Here is a 15,457-nt window from a genome sequence, read left to right as displayed (position 1 = left end):
GGCATATTTGTCAGATTTAATGGACGTGAATAATGAACAGTCAATTATACAAACTTATCTTTTGCCGCCGGTTGGGATGCTTAATTGCTGTCGGGGAGTGGACTCGAGCTTATGGGCGTTCGTTTTCGGCTACCGGCAAAAAAGTTATTAATGAGAGTTATACAGCGGCTGGAATATTAAGCCGGCTGGCGATCCTAATGGGATTAGCTCTCGGTACATTGCCGTTATTGGTATTTGCCGATCCCGCACTGCCGGTTAACGGCAATATTGTTGTTGGTCAAGGAGAATTGGATATTAATCACACTAGTCTTACTGTGACTCAGCACAGCGATAAACTGGCGATCAATTGGGCCAGTTATGATATTGCGCAGGGGAATAGTGTTATTTATCACCAGCCGGGGCCGCAGAGTATTGCGCTGAACCGAGTGTTGGGCCGCGATGCATCGCAAATATATGGCAACTTAAAAGCTAATGGTCAGGTATTTTTGCTTAATCCAAATGGTATTTTGTTTGGTAAAGGTGCACAAGTTGATGTGGGTGGATTGGTCGCCAGTACAAAAGTTATCTCTAATCCGGACTTTGCTGCTGGGCGCTATACGCTGACCAGTCCACAACACGAGGGTAAATTGATTAATCAGGCCAATTTACGAACTACCGCAGGGGGTTATATTGCACTGATTGGTCAGAAAGTTATTAATCAGCATTCAGGTATTATCCAATCGCCGGAAGGGAAAGTGGCGTTAGCCAATGGGGATAATGTCATCCTTAATCTAGATCAGGGTAGTTTGCTTGGGGTGCAAATTAAGGGCGAACAGGTCAGTTCTTTGCTACAAAATGGTGGGCTGATTCAGGCGGATAGTGGGGTTGTCCAACTGACAGCACACGGCAAAGAGATGTTAATGAATACCGTGATTGATAATACCGGTATTTTGCAGGCGCAAAGTTTATCTGCAAAGAATGGTGTTATTTTCCTTGATGGCGGCAGTGAGGGAGTGGTGCGCCAGCAGGGAGTTATTGATGTTGGTAACCCGCAGGGCCGTGGCGGGAATGTTATCCTACAAGGTGAAAATATTCACTTAGTGACGGCGAGCAAAATTGATGCACACGGCACTACTGGCGGTGGCAAAGTATTAGTTGGTGGCGATTGGCGCGGCAAAAATAAACAGATAAAAAACACTCGCGCTATTGTCATGGACCAAGGTGCGAATATTAATGTCTCTGCTTCGCAGCAAGGGGCGGGCGGTACGGCCATATTATGGTCTGAACATTACACTGGTTTTTATGGCGATATTCATGCCCGTGGTGGGCCGCAATCAGGTAATGGTGGGCGGGTAGAAACATCCAGCAGGCGAAATTTACAAGCTTTTGGTCAAGTTGATGCGAGTGCAGTGCGCGGAAGTAAGGGCCGTTGGCTGCTTGATCCGGCCGAGGTAAACATTATTGGCAGCGGTACTGAGAGTGGGGCGCTGGTTCAGCCGGGGGGGATTCTTGCCGGATATGTCGAGAATGCGCAGGTTTTCACACCAACCGCCAATGTTGCACAAATACTGAATACCAGCATTAATACGCAACTTGATCGTGGCACTAATGTGACAGTCACCACCAGTAATAATAACTTAACCAATTGCCGTTGGTGCGATATTACGGTAAATGCGGATATCAATAAAACTGCCGGTGGCGATGCTACGTTGACGTTATATGCCGACGGAAATATTATTGTGAACAATAATATTTCATCTAATGCAGGAAAGCTGAATCTTAATTTATTAGCGGGGAACTCCACCGCAGACTCTGTTATTACCTTAAATAATGTTGATATTTTATTAAATAAAGGGGATTTCCTGACAAAGCATGTCGATGATAAAAGCGCAACGCGTATTGTTATCATGGGTGGTAAATATGAAGTCGGTAATTTTACTCTGGAAGGTAATACCGGCGTTGCTTCCCTTATGGGGGTGAATATCACTAATTCTGCTAATGTTTTCGCGGCAGGTGAAATGCATATTACGGGAGAAAGTAGTAATTTAAATGGGCAGGGGTGGCGTGGCATTGATGTCTCTGAGGATTCCATCCTCACTGGCTTGGGTAATATGTCATTCAGTATGAAGTCTAATTCTAACAGTTCGTGGATGGGAACGTTCACGAATGCAACTATTACCGGTGATAAAAATATTATATTCCAGGCCAATGCCAATGGGGGGGCATCAGGAGGTGTTGATTTTACTAATGGACGTGTTTTTTCTAAGTCGGGGAATGTTTCATTTGATATCAATGGGAAAATTATCACTCAGGCTAATTATGGGTTGCAGATACTGAACTCCAATGTCAGTGGCAATAATGTAAACTTTAACATTAATGTCTCCGGGGTGAGTGGTCTGTTATTCAGAGACGGTAATATTACCGCCACCGCTGGTGATATAACTGCCAATGCCACGACCACAGCAAAAGGCGTTTGGTTTTCAGGTGAGGCTAACATCAGCGCCAGTGGCAATATCAACTTGAACAGTACGACCAGTAACTCGACTGCTGCAGGGGCTGAAGCAATAAAGATAAGCGGTAACTCCAGTAGTGTTTTGGTTAATATGACTGCTGGTGGCGATATATCTATGGTGGCGTTTAATAATGGAACAGCAATTGGTAGCACCGTCGCTGGGAATTTTGCCACGATAACAGCTGAGAATGGCGATTTTAATTTAAATGTTACGGGTGATAAGGGAAGCCCTTTCAATAATGTTAGCATTGGCGCTAATAATATTTCATTGAATGGTAATATCACTGATAATAATGTGGTTGTGATGAATAATTCAGTTCTTACGGCTAAAAATGATATTAGTGCTAATGTAAGTTCACTCAATTACAAAGGATTTTTTTTTAAAGGTAATGGTGCGATAGTCGCGGGTGGGAATATCTCCATAATGGGTAATAACTCGACACCCAATATGGAGGTGGTGACAGTTTCTGGTGATTTATCTAATAGAATAAACATCACTGCTGGAAAATCGATATCAATAGCATCAGATAATTACGGTAATATTTGGGGGGCAGGTGTCAATATTGATGGCGTTAATATTGAAGCTCAAAGCGGGAGTTTTACAGTCAATAATAATGGTTCAAAAAGTTTGGCGTTAACCAATAGTAATGTTACAGCAAATGAGGTTGAGTTTATCTCTATTACTAATGGTGCTATTGGGTTGATATTGGATAATACGAGTGTTACAGCAATAACAGGTGATGTTAATGCCAATGTAAGTGCGGCCAATAATAAAGGGGTTTATGTTAAAGCTAATAGCTCGTTAAATGCACAAAAAGATATTACCTTGAATGGCACGTCACTTATTTCAACTGAGGGGGTGTATGTTGCTGGTCTTTCGGATGACTCCCGTAATAATATTGCCGCGCAAGGAAATGTTACTATTGTAGGGAAGAATGGTGGCGGGCGTATTCAAGCTGCATCGGTTGATCTGGAAAATGTTAATCTGATATCGGCCAATAAGAACATTAATATCAATGGGGTTTCTGCTGGGTCAGGAAATGTTTATTTTGATAACATTTATTTTAATGCTCCGCTAGGCAGTGTTGCTGTTTATTCTGAGGCGGTGACGCCATTTACGGCGAGTCAAAGTGGCGTATTAAGCTTTGGTGGTAATAATGCCATAATGGCTAATAGTGGGTTATTTGTCGGCAAAGCACTGAATGCTACGCAGGACACGGCACTTATTTTTAGAGCCAATAATACCTTGTCGATTGAAGGGAATATTACTTTTAAAGGTGAGACCGAAGGTAGCGGTGCAACTCGTAAAGGGATTGAATTTAGTGGTGCCAATACACTCAATATTGCTAAGGGCAGCCAATTATCTCTCTTGGGTGAAAATAAAGGAACACAAGCGACTACGGGGGGGAATGGCATAACTTATACCAACCCCCAAACATTCGTGCTCAATAATAATGGCTCTCTAAGCATGGAGGGGCGAGCAACCCGCGGTATCGGTATTAACTTCCCCGACAGTAATAATGCCGTGGTATTAAATGGTGAGGGCGACACATTTATTCAAGGCAGTAGTGTGGCGGAGATTGGGGTGGTTATTTCCAGGCTGGTGAATAATAGTTCCGGCCCGGTCACTATTGAAGGCACCAGTACTGATAGCACCGGTGTTCAGCTCTCCAGTGCAGAGCATCATATTAATCGCATTAATATTACTGGCAGTTCAACCCATGGCGAAGGTCTGCTTATCAGCGGGAATGCCACCATTATGGATACCGCGCTGAGCGGGCAATCAATTAATGGTATCGGCATCAAAGTTGATTCCTTGCCGGGTTCCAGTGTTATCACCCATACAGTATTAGATAATGCCGCACTGAATGGCCGCAGTGTCGGCGGTAAAGGTGTGGAGTTAACCCATGATATCAAAGGTATCCATCACAGTATGATTACTGGCATGACTGATGGTGTTGGCTATGGCATTGATATAGCAGCGAATTTGAATGTTACAGGCACCAGTGAAGCCGACTTGCTGACCCTGAATGGTGTGGCGAAAAGTGATGCAAGCACTGGGATAAAACTCCATGGCAATAACGACTTAAGTAATACCAGCTTAAATGGCTTCGCTGTGGATGGGGTTGCATTAGATATCACCGGCCCACTTATCAACAAAGGTAACACGGTATTAAATGGCACAGCATCCGGCCGCGGTATTGGGGTGCAAGCTGATGGCCCACTGAGTGGCAGTGTGGTGCATGGGGTTGCGGCCAGTGGCATTGGTGTTCACGTTATGAGTGGTGTGCTTGACGATAGCCGGATCAATGGTATCTCGGCGACGGGGGCTGGGGTTGGTATCGAGGGTAACACGGTACTTAGTAACAGCGCGTTGGCCGGCAATAGCCCTGATGGCAAAGGAGTGTGGATCGTCGGCAACTTGGCGGGTAGCCACGGTAGTGCCGTGCTGGGTGATGTGGTCAATGGCACCGGAGTCGCTATTGATAGAGATGCCATTCTCACTGGGAGGAGCGCTGACGATCTGTTAGTTATCAATGGGAAAGCAGCAGGCGATAGGGGGACGGGCATTCAACTAGGGGGTAATAATACCCTTGATAACACTAGCTTAAATGGCAACGCCACCCGTGGCATTGGGGTAAATATTACTGGCCCGCTGACGAACAGTGGGGCGACTAGACTTGCCGGCCTGGCGGCGAACGGCGTTGGTGTGCGGTTGGACGGTAAAATTCATGGTGGCAGGATTAATGGGATTTCCACCAATGGCAGTGGCATCAAGATAGATGCTGATAATGAGCTAGATAATGCCACCTTACATGGCTCCAGTAGCGACGGCACAGGGGTTGAGATAGCCGCGAATATCACGGGGCATAATGGCAGCGCGGTGCTGGGGGCGACAGTTAACGGCACTGGCGTATATCTTGGTCATACTTTCAGTCTGATTGGTGGTGATGAGGATGATTTGCTGCGTGTCACCGCTAACACTAGCGGGCCGAAAGGCTCGGGTGTCATGTTGATTGGCAATAATACCCTAAATAACACTGCGCTAAATGGTAACGCGACGGATGGTTTAGGTATCGATATCAATGGGCTTATAACGAATATTGGCAATAGCACGGTGACAGGCTACGCGGGCAATGGTAGTGGCGTACAACTCAACGGCTCCATGAGCAGTGGTCGAGTCACTGGCACTTCAGCAAATGGCAGTGGCATCAAAGTAGATGGTGACTCTCGCATCAAAAACACCAGGCTGTATGGTAACAGCATCAATGGTAAAGGGGTCGAGATGGCGGCCTCACTGAGCGGCAGTCAGCGTAGCTCAGTTTTGGGCGACTCAGTCAGTGGTGTCGGGGTTGATGTAGCTAAAAATGCCAATCTCACCGGGGCTAGAATCGGTGATCTACTGGCGGTCAGTGGCGATGCCAGTGGGAATGTAGGGAGAGGTGTTGCACTGGGCGGCAATAACATTCTCAATAACACCGCGCTGGCGGGTAACGCCACTGATGGTCATGGTGTAGAAATCACCGGCCCGGTCTCTAACAGCGGCAATACTACGATGCATGGCAATGCGGTGGGTGATGGTCATGGTGTTTATATTGATGGCTCAATGAGTGGTGGCGCGGTGAATGGCAGTTCTGGTCATCATCACGGCATTTTCCTCGATGATGATGCTGTGATAACTGAACTTGCGCTTGGCGGGCATACCGCTTCAAAATTTAAATCATCGGTGTTTATAGTCTTGCCGGGCAATATTGGTAACAATGTGACCATCAATGGCAAATTAGTTGATAAGAATAGTTTTAGCAATAAGGTTGGGCATCAAGTCAATCATCCGAATATAGGTAAAACCAGGGCTGAACCTGTCTTTGAAGGGAAAGCAAACTCAGAGAAAATAACCACAGAGACATTAACCACAGAGAAAATAACGCCGCCTCAGCACCTGGGGGCGTTATTCATAAAGCGAGATAACATTCTCAGCACCCTCGAAGAGCAGCAATTACCGCCAGCTATTGTGAGCGAATCTATGCATGATTTCGCCACAAATATTGATATTGCGCTTTGTATCCCTGAAAGGGGAATTAGCCACATTGCTGATGCTGTCACTCTCACACTAGGGGCTTGCGATGAACATGCTGTGGGCCGCTGGAAGCCGCACTCCATCAGCAAAGGTCAAAAATAGCCCAGTGCCATTACGTTTGATTATCTTGACGAGCGCCTTATTAACTTCAATGAGGGGTTGAAATATCAAATTGCCATGGAGAGCCGATTATGGTGGAAAAAACAATTGAAACAGTACCAACCGGCGAGAAATCAAACGTATTTTCATTGCCGTATTTTGAGTTTTTAGTTTGTACCCGGCGTTATGAAGATGCCGGGCGAATATTAATACTGATGCTGGAGCAATTAGATATCCAGTATGGCCGTTGGGATGTTTTTTCTCTTAACAAACAGCCATTACAGCAACAGGAGCATTATTGTAATCGGCTAGCTGCGGCAATTGGTAATCTATTTTCAGACCCCGGGTTTGCACTGTCAGAAAAGGGGTTTTTACAATTTATTAATTTTCATCGGTGGATTGCATTAATTTTTGCGGCCTCCCCATTTTATCACGCCGATCATGTTATTACTAATATTAATCAGGCGGGAGAGGGATGTGCTCACCCGCTTAGATTTGAGCGAAATAATTTCCTTAAGTTCTGTGTGATGTATTTACCGGAATCAGGGATCCCTTTACAGCCAGATATATTATGGCGATTTAATCCTCATGCGGCGGCGGCTCTATTTTTGGCGCTACTGTCACCGCGTATTTTACCTAGTGCAGCCGGCCATGCGAAACGTGAACAGCTATTAGAGTGGTTACCTGAGAAACTATTAACTCTCGCGAGTCTTGAGGGTCTACCCGAACGTATCTTGCATGATGTTTATATGCATTGCAGTTATGCTGATAGGGCAGAGAAACACGCCATAAAACGCAGTATTAATTTCCACTTACGTAATACGCTGCTCCACAATGGATTGACTGATAACTGTTCCCCTCCGCCAGCACGGCGTAAGCCATTGATGCTGGTTATTCTTGAGTGGTTTAACAGCGGCCATTCTATTTATCGCACCCATTCCAGCACCCTACGCGCCGCACGGGATCAGTTTGCTACCCATGGGGTCACTATTGTTGAAGCCACTGACACCATAACTCGCGCCGTTTTTGATGATTTTACCGAGGTCAACCGGGTTGGGGCGGTTGAGGCGATTACTGCTCTGGCACAGAAACTGTGCCCTGATGTTATTTATTTTCCCAGTGTCGGTATGTTTCCTATCACTATTGCGTTGACTAATTTGCGGCTGGCTCCCTTACAAATCATGGCATTGGGGCACCCGGCCACCACTCATTCTGATTATATTGATGCGGTGTTGGTGGAGGAGGATTATCTGGGAGATATAGCATGCTTCTCTGAAAAAGTGGTCCCATTACCCAAAGACTGCCTGCCATATGTGCCGCCCGCCAATATTAGTCAGCCGCAGCCCATATTGCATTTTGATAAGCGGCCAGCCGTACATATTGCTGTTTGTGCTTCGGCAATGAAAATTAACCCTCGATTCCTTGCGGCCTGTGCCGAAATAACCCAGCGAACATCAACCCCAGTGGTATTACATTTTCTGGTGGGGTTTTGTTGGGGAATAACCCATCGGGTGATGGAGAAAGCTGTGAATGCGATTGTCCCGCAAGCAAGAGTTTATGAGCATTTGGACTATCTGGATTATTTGCAGGTTATTAATCAGTGTGACCTGTTTATCAATCCATTTCCTTTTGGTAACACCAATGGCATTGTCGATACCGTCCGTCAGGGGCTTCCCGGTGTGTGTTTAACTGGAGCCGAAGTCCATGAGCATATAGATGAGGGGTTATTCCGCCGGCTGGGATTGGACGAAGCACTGATCGCACATACTTTGGCTGAATATATCGCGGTGACAGTGCGGTTGATTTCGGATAAAAAATGGCGCAATGATTTGCGCCAGCGCTTGCTACAGATTCAGCCCGACCATGTGTTATTTACCGGCAAACCTGAACAGTTCGGGTTGATTGTGCGTGACTTATTAGCGGATAAAAAAAGCCTCCAGTAACTGGAGGCTGAGTGATAAGTTAGACACTTACATCAATAAGGCAAAATATTAAGCGGCTTCAGTATGCCGTGGTTTGGCTACCGGCTTTACTGCGGGTTTGGTGGCCAGTGCATCAGCCTCGAATTCATCAACATTAATAGAGCGCAGGCGGCTATGTTCTGCTTTGGTCAATACCGCTGCTTCTTCGGCATTGATTTTCCCTTCAGCCAGTGCGCGTTTAGCCAGCTTATCTAAGCGGGTAAATGGCAGGCTCTTGCCCGCTTCTTTACTCAGGCGTTTATGAATGGGTTCTGCCGCAATCACATCCTGCAGTGCTGCCTCCAGCAAACCCACTGGGTTAAATTCGCTCGGTGTCAGGTATTGACCACGACCAATACGGCTGCGGGTGGCAGATGGAATTTGCAGCAATTGCGCCAACTGGTGATCCAGACGGTCCGATGGTGCTTGATGCACGCGGCCAAATGGGAAGACCACAAACCGCATTAATCCGGCAATCAAGCCATTCGGGAAGTTGCGCAGTAAATCATCCAGTGCTTGTTCCGCCTGATTCAGTGCATCTTGCACCCCCCAATGCACCAGCGGTAAATCTTCTTTCTGGCGGCCTTCATCTTCATAGCGTTTCAATGTTGCAGAAGCCAGATACATTTGGCTGAGAATATCCCCCAAGCGGGCAGAGATTCGTTCGCGACGTTTCAGGCTCCCGCCCAAGACTCCCATGGAGACATCAGACAGTAAGGCCAGATTGGCGCTCAGACGGTTCAGATGCTGGTAATAACGGCGAGTGCTGTCTTTGACCGGTGTTGCACTGGTGCGGCCATTGGTCAGCCCCAACCAGAAGCTGCGGATTTTGCTGCTACCCACATGACCGAGATGACCAAACAGCGCTTTATCAAAGGCGGCAACATCATTAGATTGCGCCGCCGCCATTTCATCCAGTACAAATGGATGGCAACGGATAGCGCCCTGACCGAAGATAATCATACTGCGGGTCAGGATATTCGCCCCCTCGACCGTGATACCAATGGGCGCGCCTTGATAGCCACGGGCGACAAAGTTGGCCGGGCCAAGGCAGATACCTTTACCGCCCGCGATATCCATCGCATCCATAACGGCGCGTTGACCACGGTGGGTACAGTGATATTTCACAATGGCGGATAACACCGCTGGTTTCTCGCCCAACATAATACCGCTGGTAATCAAGGTCGCGGCGGCGTCCATCACATAGGCGTTACCGGCAATGCGCGCCAGGGGTTCTTCAATCCCTTCCATTTTACCGATAGAGATTTTGAACTGGCGGCGAATATAAGCATATGCGCCAATCCCCATGGCCACACTTTTCAAGCTGCCAGTGGCGTTGGATGGCAGGGTGATGCCGCGGCCAACCGACAGGCATTCCACCAGCATCCGCCAGCCCTGACCGGCCATTTTTGGCCCGCCGATAATGTAATCAATCGGCACAAAAATATCGTTGCCGCGAGTTGGGCCATTTTGGAACGGCACATTCAGCGGGAAGTGGCGACGGCCGATTTCTACCCCTGGGGTGTTGGTCGGGATAAGGGCGCAGGTAATGCCCAAATCAACAGTTTCGCCCAGCAAATGCTCAGGGTCAGACAATTTGAATGCCAGCCCCAGTACCGTGGCGATCGGCGCGAGGGTAATATAGCGCTTGTTCCAGGTCAGGCGCATGCCCAAAACCTGTTTACCTTGCCATTCCCCCATGCAAACCGTGCCGGTATCCGGGATAGCACCGGCATCTGAACCGGCCTCCGGGCTGGTCAGGGCAAAGCAAGGAATCTCATCGCCACGGGCCAAGCCGGGTAAGTAATGATTTTTTTGCTCTTCAGTGCCGTAGTGTTGCAGGAGTTCACCCGGGCCGAGGGAGTTTGGTACGCCGACGGTAATCGCCAAGATGCCAGACACGCCGGAAAGTTTTTGCAATACGCGAGCTTGGGCATAAGCGGAGAACTCAAGGCCGCCATACTCTTTCTTAATGATCATCGCGAAGAAGCGATTTTCTTTCAGATATGCCCACAGTTCTGGCGGCAAGTCAGCCAATTCATGGGTAATCTGGAAATCATCAGCCATACGGCAGGCTTCTTCAACCGGCCCATCGATAAAAGCTTGTTCTTCGGCAGTTAATTGCGGTTTGGGATAGTTGTGCAATTTCTTCCAGTCAGGCTGGCCCTGGAACAAATCACCTTCCCACCAAGTTGTTCCCGCATCAATGGCTTCTTTTTCAGTGCGAGACATCGCTGGCATGACTTTACGGAACATGCGCAATGCCGGGGCTGAAAACAGGGATTGGCGCAGTGGTGTGAGTGTCAGTGGCAGCAGAACAATCACCAGCGGCAATAATGCCCAGTATGACCATAACTGCGTCGCCCCCATCGCGGCGGTGTAAACCACTAGAATCAAACTACTGAGGTACAGGTTCACCCGGTGATAGAACAACACACCAATAAGAACCAGCAAGGCAACAATGCTAAGAACCATCATAATGAAGCTCCTGAGATGTAGGAGGTCTGACCTGTTGAGTGATACATTTGTTGTAGTTCATCTCATTATCTTTAGCAATACCATTACATATTATTTACAACTCACTTCACAAATTGGCGGCACTAAGCGCGAAAACTCTACCGGCTAATTCATCACAGTGCTTCTCGCAGTTTATGCTATCCGGTACACTGGCACAGGACGAATATTTAGGTATAGAACAATAAAGAGGCTCCCATGTACCACGATTTAATCCGTAGTGAACTGAATGAAGCAGCCGATACTCTGGCAAAATTTTTGAAAGATGATAACAACATCGATGCCATACAGCGCGCGGCCGTATTACTGGCTGATTCTTTCAAAGCTGGCGGTAAAGTATTGTCATGCGGCAATGGGGGTTCCCATTGTGATGCAATGCATTTTGCAGAAGAACTGACCGGCCGTTATCGTGAAAACCGCCCTGGTTATCCGGCCATTGCAATTTCAGATGTCAGCCATCTTTCTTGTGTCAGTAATGATTTTGGTTATGACTATGTTTTCTCTCGCTATGTGGAAGCTGTTGGCCGTGCAGGGGATGTGTTGCTGGGTATTTCCACTTCAGGTAATTCAGGTAATATCATTAAAGCGATTGATGCGGCGCGTGCTAAGGGCATGAAAGTTATCACTCTTACCGGTAAGGATGGCGGTAAAATGGCGGGTTCTGCGGATATTGAAATTCGAGTTCCTCATTTCGGTTATGCAGACCGTATTCAGGAAATTCATATTAAAGTCATTCACATCTTGATTCAGTTAATTGAAAAAGAGATGGTAAAGGCCTGATGTAGCAAGGTGGTCAGCAGTATTGTTGATCACCTTGAATGACAGGAATTGGGAGGGGAATATATGTGCGAACTGCTCGGGATGAGCGCAAATGTTCCGACGGATATTTGCTTTAGCTTTACCGGCCTGGTGCAACGGGGCGGGGGAACTGGCCCGCATAAAGATGGCTGGGGAATTACTTTCTATGAAGGGAATGGTTGCCGCACGTTTAAAGATCCCCAACCCAGTTTTAATTCGCCGATTGCTCGATTGGTTCAAGATTATCCGATTAAATCCTGTGCGGTGATTTCCCATATTCGCCAGGCAAATCGGGGTGAAGTCGCATTAGAGAATACCCATCCTTTTACCCGCGAAATGTGGGGAAGAAATTGGACTTATGCCCACAATGGCCAACTGAAAGGTTATCGCCAATTGGATACCGGGACTTTCCGGCCTATTGGCCAAACAGATAGCGAATATGCATTCTGCTGGCTGCTGAATCAATTGGCAAAACGTTACCCCCGCACACCGAGTAACTGGCCTGCAGTATTTCGCTATATCGGCACCTTGTGCGAGCAATTACGCGCCAAAGGGGTGTTTAATATGTTGCTGTCTGATGGGCGTTTTGTGATGGCGTTCTGTTCGACCAATTTATATTGGATAACGCGGCGCGCGCCTTTCGGTAAAGCCACGTTGTTGGATCAGGATGTTGAAATTGATTTCCAGCGCCAGACCACACCCAACGATGTGGTCACAGTGATTGCGACTCAGCCCCTGACAGGAAATGAAACCTGGCACAAAATTGCACCAGGCGAGTTTGCATTATTCTGTTTTGGCGAGCGTATTTGATTGGAGCATTGAACTCGAGTGGGTCGAGGCATACTGCGACGCCGGCGCACTAGAAACAGGTGGTCGGCTCAATACATACTGCCCATTTATCACTGAAACAGATGGCGGCATCCGATTCTTGGCAAAATAAGCATATCCCGGTTGTAGCTGACGCCAGAAGTTATAATCAGAAGAGTTACGGTGGCGTTGCATATTTTGTTCAGTCATGCGAAAGGGGTAGATACTGATATCCACTTTTTCCTGACCAAAGATAAATGCAGTTTGGACGTAGTTAAAAATCTCGTCCATATAAGCATCAGTCATGGCATAACAGCCGATTGATTTGCAAGCGCCATGGATCATCAGATATTTCCCTGAATAACCTTGCGACTTATCATAATCATTTGGGAAGCCAATATTGATTGCCCGATAAAACTTACTGTCGGGTTTTAAATGGCGCATATCAATAGTGTAAAAACCTTCCGGGCTCTTAAAATCCCCTTCACGGCGTTTGGGGCCAAGTCCACCGGAGAATTCACAGATACGATAGCTTTGTACCAAACGATACTCACCTTGTAATCTGGCATATAATTCCAGGGTACGTTCTTCTTTGAAGATTTGAATATAGACCGATGATCCCAATAATTGCTGTTTTAGCTCTTTGGACACCGCCACCGGCTCACTGGCTGAGCTGCTGAAAGAGACCGCAGACAAGCAAATTGCTATCATCAACATAATCATCGCAAACACTGGCGCGACTTTACTCATTCTTATTCCTGCTTATATTTATAGATGCCACTGACTTTTCTGATTTTCCCTTAGTTACCGGAAGTTGCCGTTTTGTTAACCGCGGCCACTGTCCGGCCTATCTTACGCGTGAGTCTCAATGCTGTGTCAATGGGTCTTTAACCCATTTCATTCATTTACTACTCAGCCGAAATTCCAATTATTTTAGGGAAATATATACGCGCAGATTATCAGTCAGAAATTTTTTAGCAATATATGTTTTGTATAAAATAAATACAAAGTCGATAAAGATGAATTGACGATACGATTTTACCGAATATATACAAAATTTAGCAGTAAATTATTTGTATTTGCTTGACTCAAGTCACTGCATTTGTCAGACAGTGCGGGTGGGAAATGCTAAGATTGCCGGCTGCTGCTGACCTGCTCAATTAATGGCTATTTTCGCGACGATAACAGCCAATATGGGGAGCAGCATTAATTTCTAAGACTCTTTCGGCCAATATTCATGTTTGTTTAATGGGCGCAGTATTAAGCCGCCGTTTAACTAACCACGAAAGAATCTTCTCTTTGTGTGGCTGTACATGCTGGGCTCAGTACAGCATTTGATATCACTAATAAAGTAGTTCAACTCTATGATTAAAGTAAAGAAAGGACTAAATCTCCCCATCGCTGGGGCACCTGCGCAAGTTATAGAAGAGGGGCCAGTTATTCACCGTGTGGCTGTGCTCGGTGAAGAATATATTGGTATGCGCCCCTCGATGTTGGTTCAAGAGGGGGATTGGGTTAAGAAAGGTCAGGCGCTGTTTGAGGATAAAAAAAATCCCGGCGTAATATTCACCGCCCCCGCCAGTGGCAAAGTGAGCGCCATCAATCGGGGGGAGCGCCGGGTTCTGCAATCGGTGGTGATTGATATTGACGGCGATGAGCAAATTCCATTTGCGCATTATGATTCATCAGACCTTAACCAACTTAGTGATGAGCAAGTCCAGAATAATTTGCTGGCCTCCGGCTTATGGACGGCTCTGCGAACCCGCCCTTTCAGTAAAACGCCGGCCCCCGGTAGCCGCCCGCGGGCTATTTTTGTTAGCGCCATGGACACCCAACCGCTGGCGGCTGACCCGCAAGTCATCATGGCGACCGAGTCTGATGCTTTCAATCACGGTTTAACCGTATTGGCCCGGCTGACCATGGGCAAAGTGCATGTTTGCCATGCTCCGGGGCAGGTCGTTGCCAGCCACCCGAATGCCCAGGTGACTTACAATGAGTTCTCTGGCCCGCACCCCGCCGGTCTGGTTGGGACTCATATCCATTTCCTTGAGCCGGTCAGCCTGAACAAAGTTGTCTGGCATGTGGGCTATCAGGATGTCATTGCCATCGGCAAACTTTTTACGCGCGGTGAGTTGTGGAGTGATCGTATCGTCGCCGTCGCCGGCCCCCAAGTGAAGCAACCGCTGCTACTGCGAACCCGTCTTGGGGCCAGTTTATCTGAATTGACTGCAGGCCGACTGCTCGAGGGCGACAATCGCATTATTTCCGGCTCAGTGCTCAGCGGTACCGCCTGCTCAGCCAGCCATGGTTATTTGGGGCGTTTCCATCAACAAGTGTCCGTCATCCGCGAAGGGCGAGAAAAAGAACTATTCGGTTGGGTGATGCCAGGGCGCGACAAATATTCAATTACGCGCACCACATTAGGCCATTTCTTCAAACGGAAATTATTTGCTTTCTCCACTGATATGCATGGCGGGGAGCGGGCAATGGTACCGATTGGCAACTATGAACGCGTGATGCCGTTGGATATTTTGGCCACTCATTTACTGCGTGACCTGCTCTCTGGCGATACTGACAGCGCGCAAGCACTGGGATGTTTGGAGTTGGATGAAGAAGATTTGGCTCTGTGTACCTTTGTCTGCCCCGGTAAATACGAATATGGGCCGGTATTGCGCGACATACTGACCAAGATTGAGCAGGAAGGATAAC

General features: G+C 47.4%; 7 protein-coding genes. 5 read left to right on the top strand and 2 right to left on the bottom strand.

The window, feature by feature from the left end; genetic code table 11:
* The first annotated feature begins 32 nt into the window (after positions 1 to 32).
* Positions 33 to 6,671: a two-partner secretion domain-containing protein gene (locus tag D5F51_RS14210; RefSeq protein WP_129197443.1), complete on the top strand. Its 6,639-nt coding sequence runs from the start codon at positions 33 to 35 to the stop codon at positions 6,669 to 6,671.
* 89 nt (positions 6,672 to 6,760) lie between these two features.
* Positions 6,761 to 8,611, top strand: coding sequence for a glycosyltransferase (locus D5F51_RS14205; protein ID WP_129197441.1), 1,851 nt, complete (start codon positions 6,761 to 6,763; stop codon positions 8,609 to 8,611).
* A gap of 48 nt (positions 8,612 to 8,659) precedes the next feature.
* On the opposite strand, the gene fadE is transcribed toward D5F51_RS14205, so the two are convergent.
* A complete protein-coding gene (fadE, locus tag D5F51_RS14200; RefSeq protein ID WP_129197440.1) occupies positions 8,660 to 11,107 on the bottom strand; it encodes an acyl-CoA dehydrogenase FadE in 2,448 nt (815 codons plus the stop codon).
* A gap of 234 nt (positions 11,108 to 11,341) precedes the next feature.
* Between fadE and lpcA the strand changes: the two genes are divergently transcribed.
* Both lpcA and D5F51_RS14190 read left to right on the top strand, forming a co-directional pair.
* Positions 11,342 to 11,923 carry a D-sedoheptulose 7-phosphate isomerase gene (gene lpcA / locus D5F51_RS14195; protein WP_129197438.1) on the top strand — a complete coding sequence of 194 codons (582 nt, stop codon included), beginning with the start codon at positions 11,342 to 11,344 and terminating at the stop codon, positions 11,921 to 11,923.
* A gap of 63 nt (positions 11,924 to 11,986) precedes the next feature.
* Entirely contained in the window at positions 11,987 to 12,751 is a 765-nt protein-coding gene (locus tag D5F51_RS14190) for a class II glutamine amidotransferase (protein ID WP_025377346.1), read from the top strand.
* On the opposite strand, the gene dpaA is transcribed toward D5F51_RS14190, so the two are convergent.
* A complete protein-coding gene (dpaA, locus tag D5F51_RS14185) occupies positions 12,725 to 13,498 on the bottom strand; it encodes a peptidoglycan meso-diaminopimelic acid protein amidase (protein ID WP_129197436.1) in 774 nt (257 codons plus the stop codon). The genes D5F51_RS14190 and dpaA overlap by 27 nt on opposite strands.
* Before the next feature lie 614 nt (positions 13,499 to 14,112).
* Here dpaA and D5F51_RS14180 point away from each other — a divergent pair.
* Positions 14,113 to 15,456 (top strand): Na(+)-translocating NADH-quinone reductase subunit A, encoded by a 1,344-nt coding sequence (locus D5F51_RS14180; RefSeq protein ID WP_129197434.1) that lies wholly within the window; start codon positions 14,113 to 14,115, stop codon positions 15,454 to 15,456.
* Position 15,457: the final 1 nt, after the last annotated feature.

The sequence above is a fragment of the Yersinia hibernica genome, assembly GCF_004124235.1.
In the GTDB taxonomy this organism is placed as follows: Bacteria; Pseudomonadota; Gammaproteobacteria; order Enterobacterales; family Enterobacteriaceae; genus Yersinia; species Yersinia hibernica.
This window is presented reverse-complemented; position numbering and strand designations above follow the sequence as displayed.

What these genes read in the sequence shown, in the direction of transcription:
- D5F51_RS14180 (WP_129197434.1), top strand. Translation starts at nt 14,113, where the DNA reads ATGATTAAAGTAAAGAAAGGACTAAATCTCCCCATCGCTGGGGCACCT.
- fadE (WP_129197440.1), bottom strand. Translation starts at nt 11,107, where the DNA reads ATGATGGTTCTTAGCATTGTTGCCTTGCTGGTTCTTATTGGTGTGTTG.
- D5F51_RS14210 (WP_129197443.1), top strand. Translation starts at nt 33, where the DNA reads ATGAACAGTCAATTATACAAACTTATCTTTTGCCGCCGGTTGGGATGC.
- dpaA (WP_129197436.1), bottom strand. Translation starts at nt 13,498, where the DNA reads ATGAGTAAAGTCGCGCCAGTGTTTGCGATGATTATGTTGATGATAGCA.
- D5F51_RS14205 (WP_129197441.1), top strand. Translation starts at nt 6,761, where the DNA reads ATGGTGGAAAAAACAATTGAAACAGTACCAACCGGCGAGAAATCAAAC.
- D5F51_RS14190 (WP_025377346.1), top strand. Translation starts at nt 11,987, where the DNA reads ATGTGCGAACTGCTCGGGATGAGCGCAAATGTTCCGACGGATATTTGC.
- lpcA (WP_129197438.1), top strand. Translation starts at nt 11,342, where the DNA reads ATGTACCACGATTTAATCCGTAGTGAACTGAATGAAGCAGCCGATACT.